General features: G+C 44.7%; 15 protein-coding genes. 3 read left to right on the forward strand and 12 right to left on the reverse strand.

Annotated elements, in window-relative coordinates:
• Nucleotides 1-280: 280 nt before the first annotated feature.
• The gene (locus MARGE09_RS00185) at nt 281-2,047 is read left to right on the forward strand and encodes a malectin domain-containing carbohydrate-binding protein (protein ID WP_236985291.1); all 1,767 of its coding nucleotides are present in this window, start codon (nt 281-283) and stop codon (nt 2,045-2,047) included.
• Nucleotides 2,048-2,247: 200 nt separating this feature from the next.
• On the opposite strand, the gene MARGE09_RS00190 is transcribed toward MARGE09_RS00185, so the two are convergent.
• The 4 genes from MARGE09_RS00190 to MARGE09_RS00205 form a co-directional block, all read right to left on the reverse strand.
• The gene (locus MARGE09_RS00190) at nt 2,248-2,814 is read right to left on the reverse strand and encodes a hypothetical protein (RefSeq protein ID WP_236985293.1); all 567 of its coding nucleotides are present in this window, start codon (nt 2,812-2,814) and stop codon (nt 2,248-2,250) included.
• Nucleotides 2,808-3,227, reverse strand: coding sequence for a hypothetical protein (locus MARGE09_RS00195; protein ID WP_236985295.1), 420 nt, complete (start codon nt 3,225-3,227; stop codon nt 2,808-2,810). Before MARGE09_RS00195 ends, MARGE09_RS00190 begins: the two co-directional genes overlap by 7 nt.
• Nucleotides 3,228-3,559: 332 nt before the next feature.
• Nucleotides 3,560-4,894, reverse strand: coding sequence for a hypothetical protein (locus MARGE09_RS00200; protein ID WP_236985296.1), 1,335 nt, complete (start codon nt 4,892-4,894; stop codon nt 3,560-3,562).
• On the reverse strand, nt 4,884-5,510 hold the full coding sequence (locus MARGE09_RS00205) for a DUF5034 domain-containing protein (protein WP_236985297.1): 627 nt from the start codon (nt 5,508-5,510) through the stop codon (nt 4,884-4,886). The genes MARGE09_RS00200 and MARGE09_RS00205 overlap by 11 nt, the downstream gene beginning before the upstream one ends.
• A gap of 97 nt (nt 5,511-5,607) precedes the next feature.
• On the opposite strand from MARGE09_RS00205, the gene MARGE09_RS00210 reads away from it, so the two are divergent.
• A complete protein-coding gene (locus tag MARGE09_RS00210) occupies nt 5,608-7,137 on the forward strand; it encodes a malectin domain-containing carbohydrate-binding protein (protein WP_236985299.1) in 1,530 nt (509 codons plus the stop codon).
• Nucleotides 7,138-7,300: 163 nt separating this feature from the next.
• On the opposite strand, the gene MARGE09_RS00215 is transcribed toward MARGE09_RS00210, so the two are convergent.
• Both MARGE09_RS00215 and MARGE09_RS00220 read right to left on the reverse strand, forming a co-directional pair.
• Nucleotides 7,301-8,128: a MipA/OmpV family protein gene (locus MARGE09_RS00215; protein ID WP_236985301.1), complete on the reverse strand. Its 828-nt coding sequence runs from the start codon at nt 8,126-8,128 to the stop codon at nt 7,301-7,303.
• Between the two features lie 158 nt (nt 8,129-8,286).
• A complete protein-coding gene (locus tag MARGE09_RS00220) occupies nt 8,287-9,177 on the reverse strand; it encodes an AEC family transporter (RefSeq protein ID WP_236985302.1) in 891 nt (296 codons plus the stop codon).
• 421 nt (nt 9,178-9,598) lie between these two features.
• Here MARGE09_RS00220 and MARGE09_RS00225 point away from each other — a divergent pair, with 421 nt between their 5' ends.
• Nucleotides 9,599-10,792, forward strand: coding sequence for a transposase (locus MARGE09_RS00225; RefSeq protein WP_236985303.1), 1,194 nt, complete (start codon nt 9,599-9,601; stop codon nt 10,790-10,792).
• Between the two features lie 148 nt (nt 10,793-10,940).
• Here MARGE09_RS00225 and MARGE09_RS00230 read toward each other — a convergent pair whose 3' ends face one another.
• The 6 genes from MARGE09_RS00230 to MARGE09_RS00255 all read right to left on the reverse strand — a co-directional run bounded on the left by MARGE09_RS00230 (nt 10,941) and on the right by MARGE09_RS00255 (nt 15,660).
• Nucleotides 10,941-11,627: a glutathione S-transferase family protein gene (locus tag MARGE09_RS00230; RefSeq protein ID WP_236985305.1), complete on the reverse strand. Its 687-nt coding sequence runs from the start codon at nt 11,625-11,627 to the stop codon at nt 10,941-10,943.
• Between the two features lie 4 nt (nt 11,628-11,631).
• Nucleotides 11,632-12,177, reverse strand: coding sequence for a thioredoxin family protein (locus tag MARGE09_RS00235; RefSeq protein WP_236985307.1), 546 nt, complete (start codon nt 12,175-12,177; stop codon nt 11,632-11,634).
• Nucleotides 12,178-12,201: 24 nt separating this feature from the next.
• On the reverse strand, nt 12,202-12,936 hold the full coding sequence (locus MARGE09_RS00240; protein ID WP_236985308.1) for an SDR family oxidoreductase: 735 nt from the start codon (nt 12,934-12,936) through the stop codon (nt 12,202-12,204).
• 113 nt (nt 12,937-13,049) lie between these two features.
• Nucleotides 13,050-14,054 (reverse strand): haloalkane dehalogenase, encoded by a 1,005-nt coding sequence (locus tag MARGE09_RS00245; protein WP_236985310.1) that lies wholly within the window; start codon nt 14,052-14,054, stop codon nt 13,050-13,052.
• 92 nt (nt 14,055-14,146) lie between these two features.
• Nucleotides 14,147-14,713, reverse strand: a complete 567-nt coding sequence (locus MARGE09_RS00250) for a carboxymuconolactone decarboxylase family protein (protein WP_236985312.1) — start codon at nt 14,711-14,713, stop codon at nt 14,147-14,149.
• A gap of 365 nt (nt 14,714-15,078) precedes the next feature.
• Nucleotides 15,079-15,660 carry a TetR/AcrR family transcriptional regulator gene (locus MARGE09_RS00255; protein ID WP_236985314.1) on the reverse strand — a complete coding sequence of 194 codons (582 nt, stop codon included), beginning with the start codon at nt 15,658-15,660 and terminating at the stop codon, nt 15,079-15,081.
• Nucleotides 15,661-16,113 lie beyond the last annotated feature (453 nt).

Genomic DNA, 16,113 nt, shown 5'->3' on the forward strand with positions numbered 1-16,113 from the left:
GATAGTATTTTTGATGTTTTAGGGGCGCAGTTAGCGTTTACCGCTTGCGCAATGCAAAAAAAGAACACACATAGGCCCCACGCTTAATGCTTTATAAACGTTGGGAGCAATGGGGCTTTGTGCCATTGCATCGTGTTTTTATGCTGCAACCTAGCGCTTTGTCACAGTATGCGCTGTGCATGGTTCACTTTAACGGGGCATGTTAAGCGTTAGAATATAAGGTCAAAACCTCTTCGCAGCAGTGCGAAGCCAAGACAACAATAATGAATGCAGGCCCATTATGCGTAAAACCCTCCCGATAATCGCCGCCGCTGTACTCAGCGCTGCGTGTACAGGCACTACAACACCGCCAGGCGCATCTGCTGGCACTGATAGTAGTGTTGCGTTTTCGAGTGAAACCCCAAGCTCCAGCAGCGCAATGTCGTCAAGCTCGCTTGCAATGTCGAGCGCTTCTTCAAGCGCCGTGGTTTTGCCAAGCTCATCGAGTGAAATGAGTAGCTCTTCTGTTGCGGCTTCTAGCGAAGCCAACAACTGTGATGCACTTATCGAGGAAGGTGCACGTAATTACACCGGTGGTTCGCCGCTTAACTGCACAATCTGTCATGGTTCGCCAAGCGGTACTGCTACTGATGGCAATACGCCCATCAATATTATCGATGCGCCATATGAACATAAAAAAGATGGTCACAGCGAAGCAGAACTCGATGTGTTTATTGCGAAGTATATGAGTGCCTATTTGCTGGGGGCAAACTCGGTTCCACAGGAATCGGAAGCTGTTGCAGCTTATTTGTATGATGCAGCAGGTTGGGATTGGTGTGCTGATAACACGGAGTCTTCAAGCTCTTCATCCGTCGCGGTCAGCTCATCGTCTGCCCCGACAAATGATAATGCCAAGGTAGTGTATGCCATTAACGTAGGTGGTACAGCTGCGGCCACTTTCGATGGTGTAACTTATGAACCTGCGGGTCCATTAAGCCCACAAGTGGCTGGCGCAACCAACGGCACTAACACTGTTACCGCAAATATTAACGGTACAGATGAAGATGCCCTTTTCCAATCGCAGCGCTATGGTAACTTCACCTTTGAATTACCTGTAACAGCGAGCGAATACAACATTACCTTATACTTTGCAGAAGAGTATGCAGAAGCGGCTGGAACCCGCTTGATGTCTGCAGTTGCAGAAAACAAAACAATAATGAATAACGTGGACTTATTTGATACCCATGGCCGCTTACAGGCGATTACTTACTCGCTTAATGATGTAGGAGTGACTGACGGCAACCTAACCATTGAATTCACTGCTTCAGCAAACCTTGCTACGTTAAGTGGTATTTTGGTGACCAGTGTTGATGGCGCTAAAGGCGAAATTGTCGTTCCACCTAACCCTTGTGACGGTACCGATAACTTCGTTTGCTTGGACTTTGAAGATGTTCAGCAAGGTGATATTCCCAGTGGCTGGAGCTACGATGGGGTGTCGCCAGTAGTAGATACTGCTAAAGCCCGCAGCGGTTCAAAAGCGCTTAAAGCGCAGGGGATGGATTACGGCAGCTCTGGTTATATCACTTATCCCGGTATTCCAAGTAAGCATTGGGGCCGTATGTATTACCAAATGGGTGCGGATTTACAAACTACCAACTATTTGCACATTACATTGGTTGAGCTATTGCCTCTAACCTCCGGCCATGCGGCTCGCGTTGTTGATACTAACTTAGCTAATAACGATCTATCCGCAATGAAATATATCCTCAATGTCGATGCTAATGGTAATGAAGGCGGGCTTGAATCCCCAACTAAATTTAGCTACTACGACGCGGTAGATAAGTGGGTTTGTGTAGAGTGGATGGTTGATCCAGATACCCAAAAAGGTGCTTTATGGGCTGACGGTGAGTTGGCCTACAACGACGTATTGAGGCATCCAAGCCCCAATCAAATACCTTCAGGCAGCTTCGACCAGATCCGCATCGGTATGCGTACTTATAAAGGTGCTAGGAATACAGTTTGGATTGATGATGTTGTAGTTGGTCCCACTCGTATCGGTTGTGACTAAAAGATTCCTGCTGGACTAACCTAGGTTAGTCTAAGCTTGGAAAACCAAAAAGAGCCCTTAGGGCTCTTTTTTTTGGATTATTACATTTACGCCACTGGCGCTATTTCTACGATAATATTAGCGAAGATGCACGTAAACCTATAGCGATAGCAGCCTTTCTTTTTATCGCGCCTGTCCCAGTTTATTAAATTAGATTGAGCTTATAATCCACCGAGGCCAAAGTAAAAAGTCAGGGTGGTTGGGTTGCCGCTTGTCGCAGGCTGAAAGCGGATAAAGTGCTCGACGCTATTATCTGACCTAGCAGCCATTTGCGGCAAACCACGAGTGAAAGCGGATTCTATCGATAATTGATGTTCATTCATTTCGCGATCGACAATCATATCGAGTGGTGCTATCAAGCGGTAATCTTGCTGAACTTTCGGGATGAGTTGGTCGATATTACTAAGTGCTGCTGTAAAGCTTTGCTTAGTCAATTGCTTTATACGATATGTAACTTCGAAGTTATATATGGAGCAATATTTTTGCTCAAGCACAGCAATGTCGCCATTTTTGTATTCGATAGTGTGAGTGACAGTGTGCTCTAAACTTGAGGAGTCGCTACCTTTTACCTCGGGGAGCACGCTGGCATTATCGATTGAATCAATTGAGGTTATAACGGCATGCGGATAGGAGCAGTCTTTCGCTTGGGCATTTTGAACGGGTTGAGCAGAACATGCATTTATGGGCAACAATGTCAGCATTAAATACAGTGTGGCTTTATTTAGCATATTCCTCTAACCCCATCAATAAAACGAATTGGCTGTAAAATTGTGCGCTTGTTATACTCGGATATCGCTTTCCCGTTAGGCTTGATCTCAAGGTGCCAGCAGGAGTTACTTTTGCTTGTTTCGTCAATAAATTTAGTGACATAGCCTTCTTTTTGAAGTGCTTTAAAAGCGTTGGTGAATTTCTGGAGAGAAAAGTTTTTATTCACAGCTCTTGTCGAGTTTAAGCCTATATCAATCACATTCAGTTTTTCATAATCTGGCTTGGGCACGCAATGCAACGATACATGTCTATTTTGCTTGGCTAGCTCGAGAATTTTATCGGTCATCAATTCAATAATTTCATTGTCGTTTTTAGTTTTATTCTTCCGATAGACTTCTAGCACTTCGTCGCCGGCTGAGCCGTATAGATCCATTTTCCGCTGCAGGCTGATCTTGGCGTTCTTCAGAAAGGGAGTGACTGGGGTGTTCCCAATTATTCTTTATATTTCTTGACGTGCCTGCTCTGCTTTTACTGTTTTAGAGATGCCCTCTAGATAATGTTAGTCGGCGAGTCAAATAGCGGTTGTTTTAGGTGTTGAGCTCCTTATGCTTTTGTAGGGCTTTGAAGAGTGCGTGTCCTCGCTTATTAATTCAGCATTCGTTAAGTTGTGATTTGACCTAAACTACAACTTAACTCCTAAGCGTAAGCGATGAATATGGCGTAGATTTGATGCTAAAAACCAGAATCCGACACGGGCAATTCAAGCTAAAGTGATTGATTTTCTATCAATGGGCTTCCTTTGAGTAACAGCATTCCGCCATAAGCTATGCCTTGTAGTGCGCTTATGTCTTGCAGATTTAAGTTGCTCCTTAAGCTCAAATTGTTAGATACAGTGGATAGATTTTTCAATTCAGCTAAATCGATTAGCTCTGGGTGGTTATCAATATAGCAATCACGTAGTGTCAAAATATTTTCTAATCCCTTTAAACTGGCAAGGCTCTTATTGTTTTGGAGTTGAAGTTTTGATTGGATCCCTGTGAGATAACTTAATGCCGATATATCAGTAAGCGCTAGATTGTCGGTAAGCGTTAAGTTGTTTACCGAATCGAGTCCCTCCAAACCAATTAGGCTGGTTAATTTGGGGTTGTTATGAATGAGTAATTCCCCTCCAATATTTTGGAGGGTGGCCAACCCTAGCGTACTTGTGATTTGTGGATTACGTAAAATATTAAACGAAGACGTTACCGACTTAAGCTCCGTTAATCCCATAAGCGATGCGAGCACTTTATTATTTTCGATAATGATTGTTGTTGCCAGCGTTAGGCTACCCAGCCCAGTTAAGTCTTCTAATTGAGCGTTTCCGTTAATGTTAACTTTACCTGCCACAGTCGTGAGGCTACTAAAACCGTCTAGAGTTTTAAGGCTGGGATTACCTTTAATTATCAAATCACCGGATAGAGACGTTAAATATTCAAAGCCGGCTAAAGAATCCAGTTGACTGTTGTTGATTAAATTAATTGATTTTATTTTTGTAACATTGGTAAAAGCTTTAAGTGAAATGGGTACTGGGTAGTCCACTATATTAATTGTTCCGACGGATTTAAGATTTTCGAGCCCGTCTAGGCTTCTAAATCTACTTGGGGCATACGATCGAATACTGAATGACTCTCCAATTTCTTCGAGTGAGCTTAGCCATGCAAGGTTAATAATTTCTCTGTTGTAAATGAACACGCTGCCTAAAACGCTCTTTAAGTTCGATAGAAAACTCAAGCCTAAAGACTCCGAATCATAAATTGTTAAGCTTCCTGTTATTTGAGTAATGTTTTCAAGGCTTTTTAACGATTGATATTTAGCGTCATTAATACGTAATGACCCATCAATGATAGTGCAATTGGCAAGTTCTTCTTCGGCGGAGATGTTGCCGTCGGACAGAAGGCGGTAATCGCCCTTGCAAACAGATGGCGTAGTTTGCTGCGCATCGACTCGTGTTACCCAGCTAAAAGCTAAAGCAACGGTTACAAAAATAGCGAGGTAACGGCAATAAAATTGCGTTGCAAAAACGCTCTTGTCAGCTGGCTTTCTCTCCATATCACTTAACATCAAATGTTACCTCATCCAAACTAATCGGGGGGTGTTCAGCAATCACAATAGTAAATAAATGCGATGATGATATCGAAGGGGCTACCGTTAACTTGAGCTGCATGTACTCTAGTGGTCGTCGGTCTCGTGGGTTGAGTGGATTTAACAGGTCGTCAATGTTCATGCCGTAGACATCTCTCCCGACATAAAACTCGACTTTAAATAAATCATTTAACCGAGTTCCAGCAGGGTAGCGATCAGAAAAGTCAGCGTTACTCATGATGTCCAATGAGGTTAGGTCACGGTATGCCCAGCGTACATAGGGAGAGCATGCGTGCGCAGTAGCAAAAAGGCTGAGGTTTATATTCGACCACAAGTAGCCCGCGCTACTTGCCGAGCCATCTTTAGGCTCTAGCCGAAGCTCGATGATAAAGTCATGTGCCGCTATAGTCTCGCCTAATGCAATGGCTTCAATTGAATTTGGGGCTTTTGGGGCGTTGTAGATCGCAACTTTACCGATTCTTCCAGCGATATGATCCGGATCTTCAGGGCCTTTTCCACAAGGATTACCTAGGCAGCCACTTAAGCCGCAAACTGTGAAGGCTAAAAGTGCAAAAATAATAGTCGACAATCTCATTGTATTAAGGGCCCTGCTTGTTATTTATGAGGGATTTATACAGGATATTCGGTGTTTAAAGTATAAGTAAAAATACGTATTTTCAAGGTTTCTAGCTTTGATCCGTTGTAGCGCTGTGGTTGTGCCAAGTTCATCGAGTGAAATGAGTAGCTCTTCTGTTGCGGCTTCTAGCGAAGCCAACAACTGTGATGCACTTATCGAGGAAGGTGCTCGTAACTATACCGGTGGTGCAGTTCTTAAATGTACAACCTGTCATGGTTCGCCAAGCGGTACTGCTACTGATGTCAATACGCCCATCAATATTATCGATGCGCCATATGAACATAAAAAAGATGGTCACAGCGAAGCAGAACTCGATGTGTTTATTGCGAAGTATATGAGTGCCTATTTGCTGGGGGCAAACTCGGTTCAACAGGAATCGGAAGCTGTTGCAGCTTATTTGTATGATGCAGCAGGTTGGGATTGGTGTGCTGATAACACGGAGTCTTCAAGCTCTTCATCCGTCGCGGTCAGCTCATCGTCTGCCCCGACAAATGATAATGCCAAGGTAGTGTATGCCATTAACGTAGGTGGTACAGCTGCGGCCACTTTCGATGGTGTAACTTATGAACCTGCGGGTCCATTAAGCCCACAAGTGGCTGGCGCAACCAACGGCACTAACACTGTTACCGCAAATATTAACGGTACAGATGAAGATGCCCTTTTCCAATCGCAGCGCTATGGTAACTTCACCTTTGAATTACCTGTAACAGCGAGCGAATACAACATTACCTTATACTTTGCAGAAGAGTATGCAGAAGCGGCTGGAACCCGCTTGATGTCTGCAGTTGCAGAAAACAAAACAATAATGAATAACGTGGACTTATTTGATACCCATGGCCGCTTACAGGCGATTACTTACTCGCTTAATGATGTAGGAGTGACTGACGGCAACCTAACCATTGAATTCACTGCTTCAGCAAACCTTGCTACGTTAAGTGGTATTTTGGTGACCAGTGTTGATGGCGCTAAAGGCGAAATTGTCGTTCCACCTAACCCTTGTGACGGTACCGATAACTTCGTTTGCTTGGACTTTGAAGATGTTCAGCAAGGTGATATTCCCAGTGGCTGGAGCTACGATGGGGTGTCGCCAGTAGTAGATACTGCTAAAGCCCGCAGCGGTTCAAAAGCGCTTAAAGCGCAGGGGATGGATTACGGCAGCTCTGGTTATATCACTTATCCCGGTATTCCAAGTAAGCATTGGGGCCGTATGTATTACCAAATGAGTGCGGATTTACAAACTACCAACTATTTGCACATTACATTGGTTGAGCTATTGCCTCTAACCCCCGGCCATGCGGCTCGTGTTGTTGATACTAACTTAGCTAATAACGATCTATCCGCAATGAAATATATCCTCAATGTCGATGCTAATGGTAATGAAGGCGGGCTTGAATCCCCAACTAAATTTAGCTACTACGACGCGGTAGATAAGTGGGTTTGTGTAGAGTGGATGGTTGATCCAGATACCCAAAAAGGTGCTTTATGGGCTGACGGTGAGTTGGCCTACAACGACGTATTGAGGCATCCAAGCCCCAATCAAATACCTTCAGGCAGCTTCGACCAGATCAGCATCGGTTGTGAATAAATTTATACCGTAATTGCTCCCCTAGCGGAGCAATTGTTGAACAATAAAAAAAGAGCCCATTGGGCTCTTTTTTTATGCGTGCTTTTTAGTGGTTTAGCTCTGTTTGTCCGAAAGCTATTTGCCTGAGCTCTGGGGGCCTCAGGTTATCACCGCTCTAATTCGCCTAGAAAAGATAAATAAAGCCGATGCCAACTTCGGCCTCGTAGTTGCTTCGCGCGATTGGGCTATCTCGAACATCACTACTAAAATATTCAAAAAGTGCTTCGCCCTGAATCTGCCAATTCTCATTAATATAATGACGATAAGTGTAATCAATTCCCAGCGAGCGTAATCCACTGTCTAGCGTTGTCTCATCTAAGCCGGAAGCAGCCGCTTGATCTGCGTCTATACCGAAACCTTTATTAGCGTATTCGCTGTCGTGAACAACCAGAACAACATTAAGTTCAGACCCGGTGCCGTCGATCTGCTGACCAAAGCGGCGCCCCAGCCCAAACAACCCAAGGTTTCCGTCACCACCTGTCACGACACGCCCCACCAGCCAATAGCGCCAATCGGAATCGAAAGAGCGACGAACTTGCAGCACCAATTCTGCCCCTTCTTCTTGATCCCCCAAGCCATCCAACCAACCTTCGTCAGAGTCACTTTCCTTGCGCCCTTCATCGAACCCTACGAGCGCTTCAAATAACCAAGTATTTGCACGAACGCCACGCCAACCAAGTGCCTCACCGGCAAAAAAGAAAATGTTATCACCTTTGCGCCATTGCAATCCTCCAGCAGGCTGAACTTCAACCCCAAACTCGTCTGACCCTTCGTAGGCGGTTTCATACTCAACACCTAAACCTAGCCCTAGGCTCCAGCCATCCTCACCTTTTGAAAAATCGTCAACCGAGGGCAAAGGCACCATCGCGGCCTTTATGCCTTGGGCTAGTGCTGATGGCAAAAAAAATCCATTGATTAAAATGATCAATAATAGGGTGTTCAGGTTTTTCATAGCGATACCATTTTCGGTTTTCCTGTTTTCGTTAGCCGCCGCAGACTGAGCAACACGGTTTAAGCGGATATGGGTAACCTGTACGCTCAATAGTATTAAACAGATTAAACGACCACTACAGCCCTAGAATGGCCATTCCCTAAGACGCCCCCACAAGCCTACAAAATCGCCATCAACAGAAACGGTAAACACACAAAAGCCAGTGCATTGGAAACGACGACCATAGCGGCCACTTCTTGTGGATGGTGGTTGTAGCGTAACGCGAGTAGGTAGGTGATAACTGCCACCGGCATGGCCGCTTGAATAAGGACTACATTTTTGGCGAGGCCGGTTAGGCCCAATAGCTGGCAGCTAACTAGCCCAGCCAATAGGCCGCCGCCCATGCGCAAGCCGCTAAATACCACGCTGCGGTGCCACGAGTGAATTTTAAGGGTGGCGAGCGATACCCCCAGTGCTAACGTCATCAAGGGTATGGCGATGCCGCCTAACAAATCGACCGTGTTACTTGCCCAACGCGGTAAGGCCGTTTGCGTTAGCATCAGCGCCACCGATAGCGCCATCGCGTATAGCACCGGCTGCTTGAATATGGCCCCCAAGTGCCGATTTGTGCCGCCCTGTTTAGGTACCACAAGCGCCAGCCCCACGGTGAAGGTGGCTATCATCATGACCATAAACGGGCCCATGGCCAAGGCCAGCCCCGTCGGGCCGAATGCAAATAAGCATAACGGCAGGCCCATATTGCCGTTGTTAGGGAAGATAACCGGCGGTAAATAGGTAGCATAGTCCAGACGCCAAATGCGAATAATCACAGCGGCGGCCAAGCCCGTTAGTAACATGGCCAGCGCACTTGCCAGCGCCACCTCGCCAATCACCGACGGCGCTACATTGACCTTGGCCATGGCGCTAATAATCAAGCAGGGTGTACCAATATTCATCACCAAGCGCGATACAAACTCAGAGGGAAAATTGGGCTGAGTTTTACCCCAAACAAAGCCGGCACCCACGGCAATAATCAGTGGTGCAAGGATAGCTAATAGTTGACTGAGCATAGGTGTGTGAACGAGTTTATGTGAGATCTGTGGGCCAAGCGTAGGCCAGACAAATGGCACAGCGGCTAGTGGGTAGCTGTACTACGCGAGTTGAATACCATACCAGATTAGAATCGCCAATAACGGGGCGGTCCAAAACACGTTGTGCATGCTGGCGTGGCAGGCTTTGACTAGAGGCCAACAAAGCCCAGTGCCGAGCCAGTTAAAGCATAAACATAAGGTGCGTTAGAGTGACTGTCCCTTCAAGTGTTTGTTTCCTTCTTATAACAACACTTCGGACAGTTTTAAGCACCCAAATAGGCCGAAAGTAGTCATGTAGGGTCGCCAGGAAGGGAATAGAATTTTGTTATGTTATTAGGTGTCATGGATAAATTTTGAGATAATTTGGTTTCTGACATCAAACGACCCACAAGATTTACCCATGACAGACCTAGTAAACACTATTTTCAGTTTAATGCCTAGCATCAATAAGCCTCAACGTGTATTTATGACCGGCCTGCTCGCCACATTGGTTGTATTTCACGGTCGGGCGACATTCAGAAATATGAGTCGCTATAGCGATATGAGTGAGAAGCGATTCGCACGCTGGTATCGACGTGATTTTCCATTTGCGCAATTCAACACAGAGCTACTCTTGCATTCATTGGGGCGATCGCAGGAAAATATTGCAGCCATTGACGCGAGCTTCATGAACAAGTCAGGTAAAAAGACAGAGGGGCTAGGGTGGTTTTATAACGGTGCCCAAGGTGCTAGTGAACGAGGACTAGAAACGTCACTCATTAGCACAGTGAATATTAAAAGCCATACGGCTTACTCGATTGATGCGCGGCAAACCATCGATGCAGAAGGTAAAACACGCGCCGATCTTTATGCTGATCATGTTGCCGACATGGCGGATGAATTGAAGCGTTTAGAGATTCAGTATCTAGCCGCTGATTCATTTTATAGCAAGTATAAATTTGTGAACAGGATTGTGAATACAGGGCTGCACATGGTCGGCAAGCTACGAGTCGATGCAAATTTAAAATGGCTTTATCGGGGAAAGTACTCGGGCTGCGGGCGCCCCAAACAATACGACGGGAAAATCAATTTTGAAAATGATCTATCGCGCTTTCAGTACATTGGATCCTATGAAAATAGCACTGAAATATACAGCACCATCGCGTATAGCGTTTCATTGAAGCGTGAGGTACGTGTAGTGCTTCTTCGATCGTCGGGCTCAGCCGCATCGACAAGAGCGATATTGTTCTCGACAGATAAAAATTTAGACGCACTGAGATTATTATCGTATTACAGGGCTCGATTTCAAATCGAATTTTTATTCAGGGATGCTAAACAATACACCGGCTTGACACATTGCCAATCACGCCGTTCGGAGGCCATCAATAATCAGGTCAATGCGTCATTAACGGCCCTAAATCTATTAAAAATTGAGGATAGAGATAAAAAACAAACGGCTGAGAAATCGGTCATATCGATAGCGAGCTGGAAGCGACGAAAGTCCAACCAGCATCTGCTCTTAAGAGTTTTTGAGAGGTTAGGTGTAAACCTGAAATCGATTAAAGTATTTAATGCATACGAGGAGCTGAGTGATTACGGGCTTATAGCCTCATAAAACTGTCTACAGTGTTGTTATAAGGCAGTGACAGAATCTGTTTGTCACTGCCTTTCGAGTTGGTAAAATTCATTTTCTTAGCCTTATGGTTGTATGATTCGGGCATCTAAATAATGGCAAATCCAGGATATCAATTTCCTAATTACAATTACTTCGTCAGAATACTTTGAATGCCTGAAACCTTTTCTTCATCCGTTTTGGCTGGTTTGTTGTAGTCTGTTGGGTCTGGAATGGCGGCACCTCGAATTAACGCTGGGCGAGCTTCCAGTTGATCTAACCACCGTTGTAAATGCGGCAATTCATCAATAGAGACACCGGCCCAGTTATGAATGCGTGTCCAGCTCCAGTTAGCAATATCGGCTATCGAAAAATCACCCGCTAAATACTCGCTGTCTTTAAGTTGCGTATTTAACACCTCGTAAAGTCGGCGAGTTTCTTTCTGATAACGTTCAATCGCTGCCGGTATTTTTTCGGGGAAATAACGATAAAACACATTTGCCTGCCCCTGCATTGGCCCAAGTCCACCCATTTGAAACATCAACCACTGGATGACTCGCGAACGCCCCTTAGCGTCCGTTGGCAAAAGTTTTCCCGTTTTTTCTGCGAGATAAATCATAATCGCGCCGGATTCAAAGATAGCAAAACCACCTGCACTGTGATCCACAATGGCCGGTATACGGCCATTGGGATTGATGGCGATATAGCTTGGGTCTTTCTGAATGCCAGCGTTAATATCAATCGGTTTTAAGTTGTAAGGCAGTGCAAGCTCTTCAAGTGTTGCCGATGCCTTCCAGCCATTGGGCGTTGCCCAGGTATATAAATCGATGTCAGCCATGATCTTAGCTCCACTTGATCGAGCAACCCATGCTCGCGGTTTGATGTTCGGGGCCTTTTCTGGTTTGCGAAATTTGTTTCATTGCGTTGACCAGCTCTTTAGTACGATTGCTTGGATTACCCATAGCTGCATCATCAATACGGCCTCGATATTGCAGCTCCCCATATTTGTTAAAGCCAAAAAAGTCAGGGGTGCAAACAGCATTGTAAGCACGTCCTACCGATTGATCTTCATCGACTAAGTAAGGGAAAGTAAACCCTTTTTCTTTCGCATAGCGTTTCATAAAGGGTGGACTATCAATTTCAACATAGCGGTAATCATTGGACATGACGGCCAGTACATTGATACCTTGTGCCTGAAGCTCTTTGACATCATCAACAAATCGATCTGCTATAGCTTGCACATAAGGACAGTGATTACAAATAAACGCAATCAACAAGCCTTTGTCACCGAGTTGTTCAGATAGGGTGTAACTGTTGTCATCTGGGTCTTTAAGTGTGAAATCGGGTGCTTTCCACCCGAAGTCACAAATAGGTGTATTCAGTAACATGATTTCATTCCTCTTTAATTAAAATTACTGAACAATTTCCAACACGTTTTGAGCATAAGGTCGATAGACTTCTGCTACTTGTTGGGCCATAGGATCGGGATAAACAAAGAAATCCCCTGACTTAAGTGCTGCAAGAACACCGTCAGCAACCAGACTTGGTGGTGGCGCACCATCACCCATACCGGCAGAGTCAGCCATACCGGTTTTAAGTGGGCCTGCAATAACACTGATAACTTGAGTGCCTTGCTCTGTCCATGCTTCTCGTAAACCTTGTGTCACTGAATATGCAGCTGCTTTAGAGGCTGAATACCCCGTGAACGGTAAAAAGTTTTTGATGGACGCCAGTGAGTTCATTTGTACAAAAGCACCGCCACCATTATTTTTTAGAATAGGGCCAAAGGCTTGTGCAAGGTTGATAAGTGGATATACATTCCCTTCCATTTGTATTTTTAATCCTTCAAGCGCATTGTCATCCAGAGGTGAAGACAAGTGCACAACCCCTGCATTGGAAACGACCAGATTTACGTCCGTCGCAACGTCAACAGCTTTATCAATTGTTTCTTTGCGTGAAAGGTCAAATTCAACGGGTACAATACGATCTCCGTATTTTTCCTGTAGTGCTTCCAGGGATGAAAGGTTACGAACAGCCGTGTAGACCTTTTTAGCTCCAGCGTCTAACAAGCCCTCAGTGATGGCTTTGCCAACACCTCTGTTAGCGCCGGTAATCAATGCAATAATGTTGTTTGTTTCAATAGTCATTTTTCGTTCCTCTATAAAAGGGTTATCTTAAATAGTTAAGTGAATGGATAGGCTCGAACACATATTTCATCGTAAAAACAGGCGCGAGCCGAAAATATCCAAGACATCATTTGTTACTTGTCCAAACGACGATACCAGTCAGCAATAGCCCGTCCGATAGCGAAGGGTTGATCTTCCTGTACATAATGAAGGCCATGTCCGATATAGACGGTCTCGATATTCTTTGCGCGTTTCGTCCAGTAATCCGCCGCTTCCGGTGTATTCAGAGCACCTGGTGTTGCATAAAGAAATAACCAAGGCGTATTAGTGCGTTCTAACCAGGCGTTATAGTTTGTCACAATATCGTGAGTGGCTTGCGGCACTTTGCCGATAGGCATTTCATTGGGCCATTGATTAACCTGAATCCGTGATTTCTCTGTTCTGAAGGGAGCGCGATAAACATCATGGGCTTCTTTCGCTAGTGGGCGAACGATAAAACCGGGCAATGCACCTTCGACAAAATAGTTATCTTCGATAAGCAATTTACGGCCTTTCTTTGGATCCCGAACAGTACGGAAGAAATTTCCTAAATCAGCAGGCATAGCGTCATAACTTGTCGCAGGAATCAATGGCGCAATGATCGATTCCATTGTCACAATCGCTTTTACATTGCCTGGATTTTGTGCCGCGTAATGCAACCCCAACCCAGAACCCCAATCGTGAACCACCAGCGTAATATTTTTCAGCTTTAGTTTTTTAACAAAGGCTTCAAAATATCGGTAGTGATCACCAAAGGTATAATCAAGATCTGGCTGATCGGATTTTCCAAAACCGATATTGTCGGGCGCAATCAAGCGGCCTTTACCTTCCATAAACGGCATGATGTTACGCCACAAATAAGAAGAGGTCGGTTGGCCATGCAAGAAAAGAATGGGATCGCCCTTGCCGTGATCAACATAAGCTATTTTAGAACCCAGAATGTTAGTGAACTTGTGCTCATACTTAAATTCAGATGAAACTTCTAAAGGTGGTACTTTAAAACCTTCATACGGATTTGTTTCTTGAGCGTGTATTGCTGTTGTTGAAACGGCAATAGCTGCTACGGTAACTACTGATTTTTTTAAAAGTGAAAGTAACATGAGTTTGCTTCTCCTCTAGTTAATCTGCTTGGCCACAGAGCATGTTATTAATTTGAAAAATGCGTCATAGCCATGCATCGTTGAGTTAATGATTAAGCTGCGTTTTCGCTTTTTGGCGACCATGCATTCGGTGCAAAAGCGGCATCGACAGTCGTTTCCGCCACATGATTGGTGTAGTTGGACATGACTTTGAGACTTGTACCCAGAATTACTTCAAGTACATTTTGCTGTGTATAGCCCGCATCAAGAAAAGCGTTCACTTGAGCTTCTGTTGGCCAGCCTCGGCTTTCATTAATTACCGCAGCAAAGGTGCGTAGCGCTTCGAGTTTTGCATCGGCAATGGGTGTGTTGTTACGCAGTGCTTCAATCACATCGGCTTTAACGCCTGCCATTTGGGAAATAGATGTATGAGCCGCCATACAGTAAATGCAACCGTTTAATCGGTTGTTGGTCATTAAAATTATTTGACGTTCGGTTTCAGAAAGGTTGGTTTTGTCGAAAATGCCTGCGAGTGACATATAGCCCTCAAGTAAGGCGGGAGATTCGGCCATTGTTCCGAGTAGATTAGGGACAAAGCTGTACGCATTCTTGGCGTCCTGTAGATATTGCTTTGAGGCTTCAGGTGCAGATTCAATAGTATGTGTTGTGAAAGAGGTCATCAGTTGTTCTCCAAAAGTTAGCGGTTAAGTGTTTAAACCAATTGGTACAAACAGGGATCAAAAAAATGGCAGATCTCGCTGCCTTTGTTTGACTGTACCGATTGGTATAAACAAATATTAGATTGTTTATACCGATAGGTCAATACAATTTTTAAATTAAATTTTGTTTAAGATAATTATCTAATTAAATCAATGGGATAGATTTAACTAAAAGCCAATATTTGGTGGGCAAACTTATGATTTTACCCATGAAAAGCTGTAGCAGATGATGGAGCAGATACCTTTTAATGGCTCTAATGGGGGGGAATGAAGGTCATCGGTTTGAAGAGGTATCCATACCTTTTTGAATATATAGAAAGTGCAGCTTATTGAATAAGGCCGATAGCTTGCGTTTTGATCGCTGAGAGACTGTTTTGGTCGAATACACCCCTCGCAAGTACGCGAAGACCAACGAGAAGCGTTAAAAGTCCTTTAGCGTCCACTTCTGGATCGACATGTTCAGGGATAGCGCCTGTTTGAATGCCTAAAGTAATTTGTTGTTCAAAAAAAGATTCTGTGTCCTTTAGTCCTTTTTTAACTGCCTTCTCAATATCGCTATCATGATTAGGTAAATCCAAAGCGGTATTCACCAAAAAGCAGCCTTTTTTGTCTTTGTCTGTCAGACTTTGCTCTATCAACGCATCAAAAAGTTTGTTAATCGCCGATACAGGATCTTTCAATGATGCTAATTCAGCAAGGGTATCGCGACGCTGTTCACGCTCGTATTTCAACAAGCTTTGCATAAAGATTTTTTTCTTGCTGCCAAATGCATTATAGAAACTCCCTTTATTGATACCAATGGCTTTAAGTAAATCAGCAAGAGATGTGGCCTCATACCCTTTCGCCCAGAATACGTCAGTCGCACGATCTATGGCATCATCGAGATCAAAGGTTTTTTCCCAAGGCACGTTTAAATACTCCAACAGTTAATAGACAGTTAACAGTTTATACCAATTGGTACAAATGTCAATGCAATACTGTCGTGCGGTTTTAAGTCCCATTCTCGAACAGGAATTGAATGGTACGCAGGTTTTCCTTACAATAGCTGTGCCGGAATTACCCCTGGCACAACCCAGCACTCACTGCGACTGAAGTTCCCTAACATATTGCTTTAATTAGGAATACTGTGTCCGGCCCCGGGCACCACTATTTCAAACTACCCCTGTAATTTGCCATCTGATTTGGTTTCTTCGTAGCGCTTAGATTTGGACTTGACCGCAATTTGCTCCTGCAATTTTGGTATACACGCCGTCGTGGCGATAAACCGTTCAAGTGACTCGCGCATCCATGTGCTCGGCCCTGCGGGCTAGCCTTGAAAGCGGCTATCTAAATCTGCTCCAGACAGATTTTTCCGGCCCCTT

The sequence above is a fragment of the Marinagarivorans cellulosilyticus genome (genome assembly GCF_021655555.1).
In the GTDB taxonomy this organism is placed as follows: domain Bacteria; phylum Pseudomonadota; class Gammaproteobacteria; order Pseudomonadales; family Cellvibrionaceae; genus Marinagarivorans; species Marinagarivorans cellulosilyticus.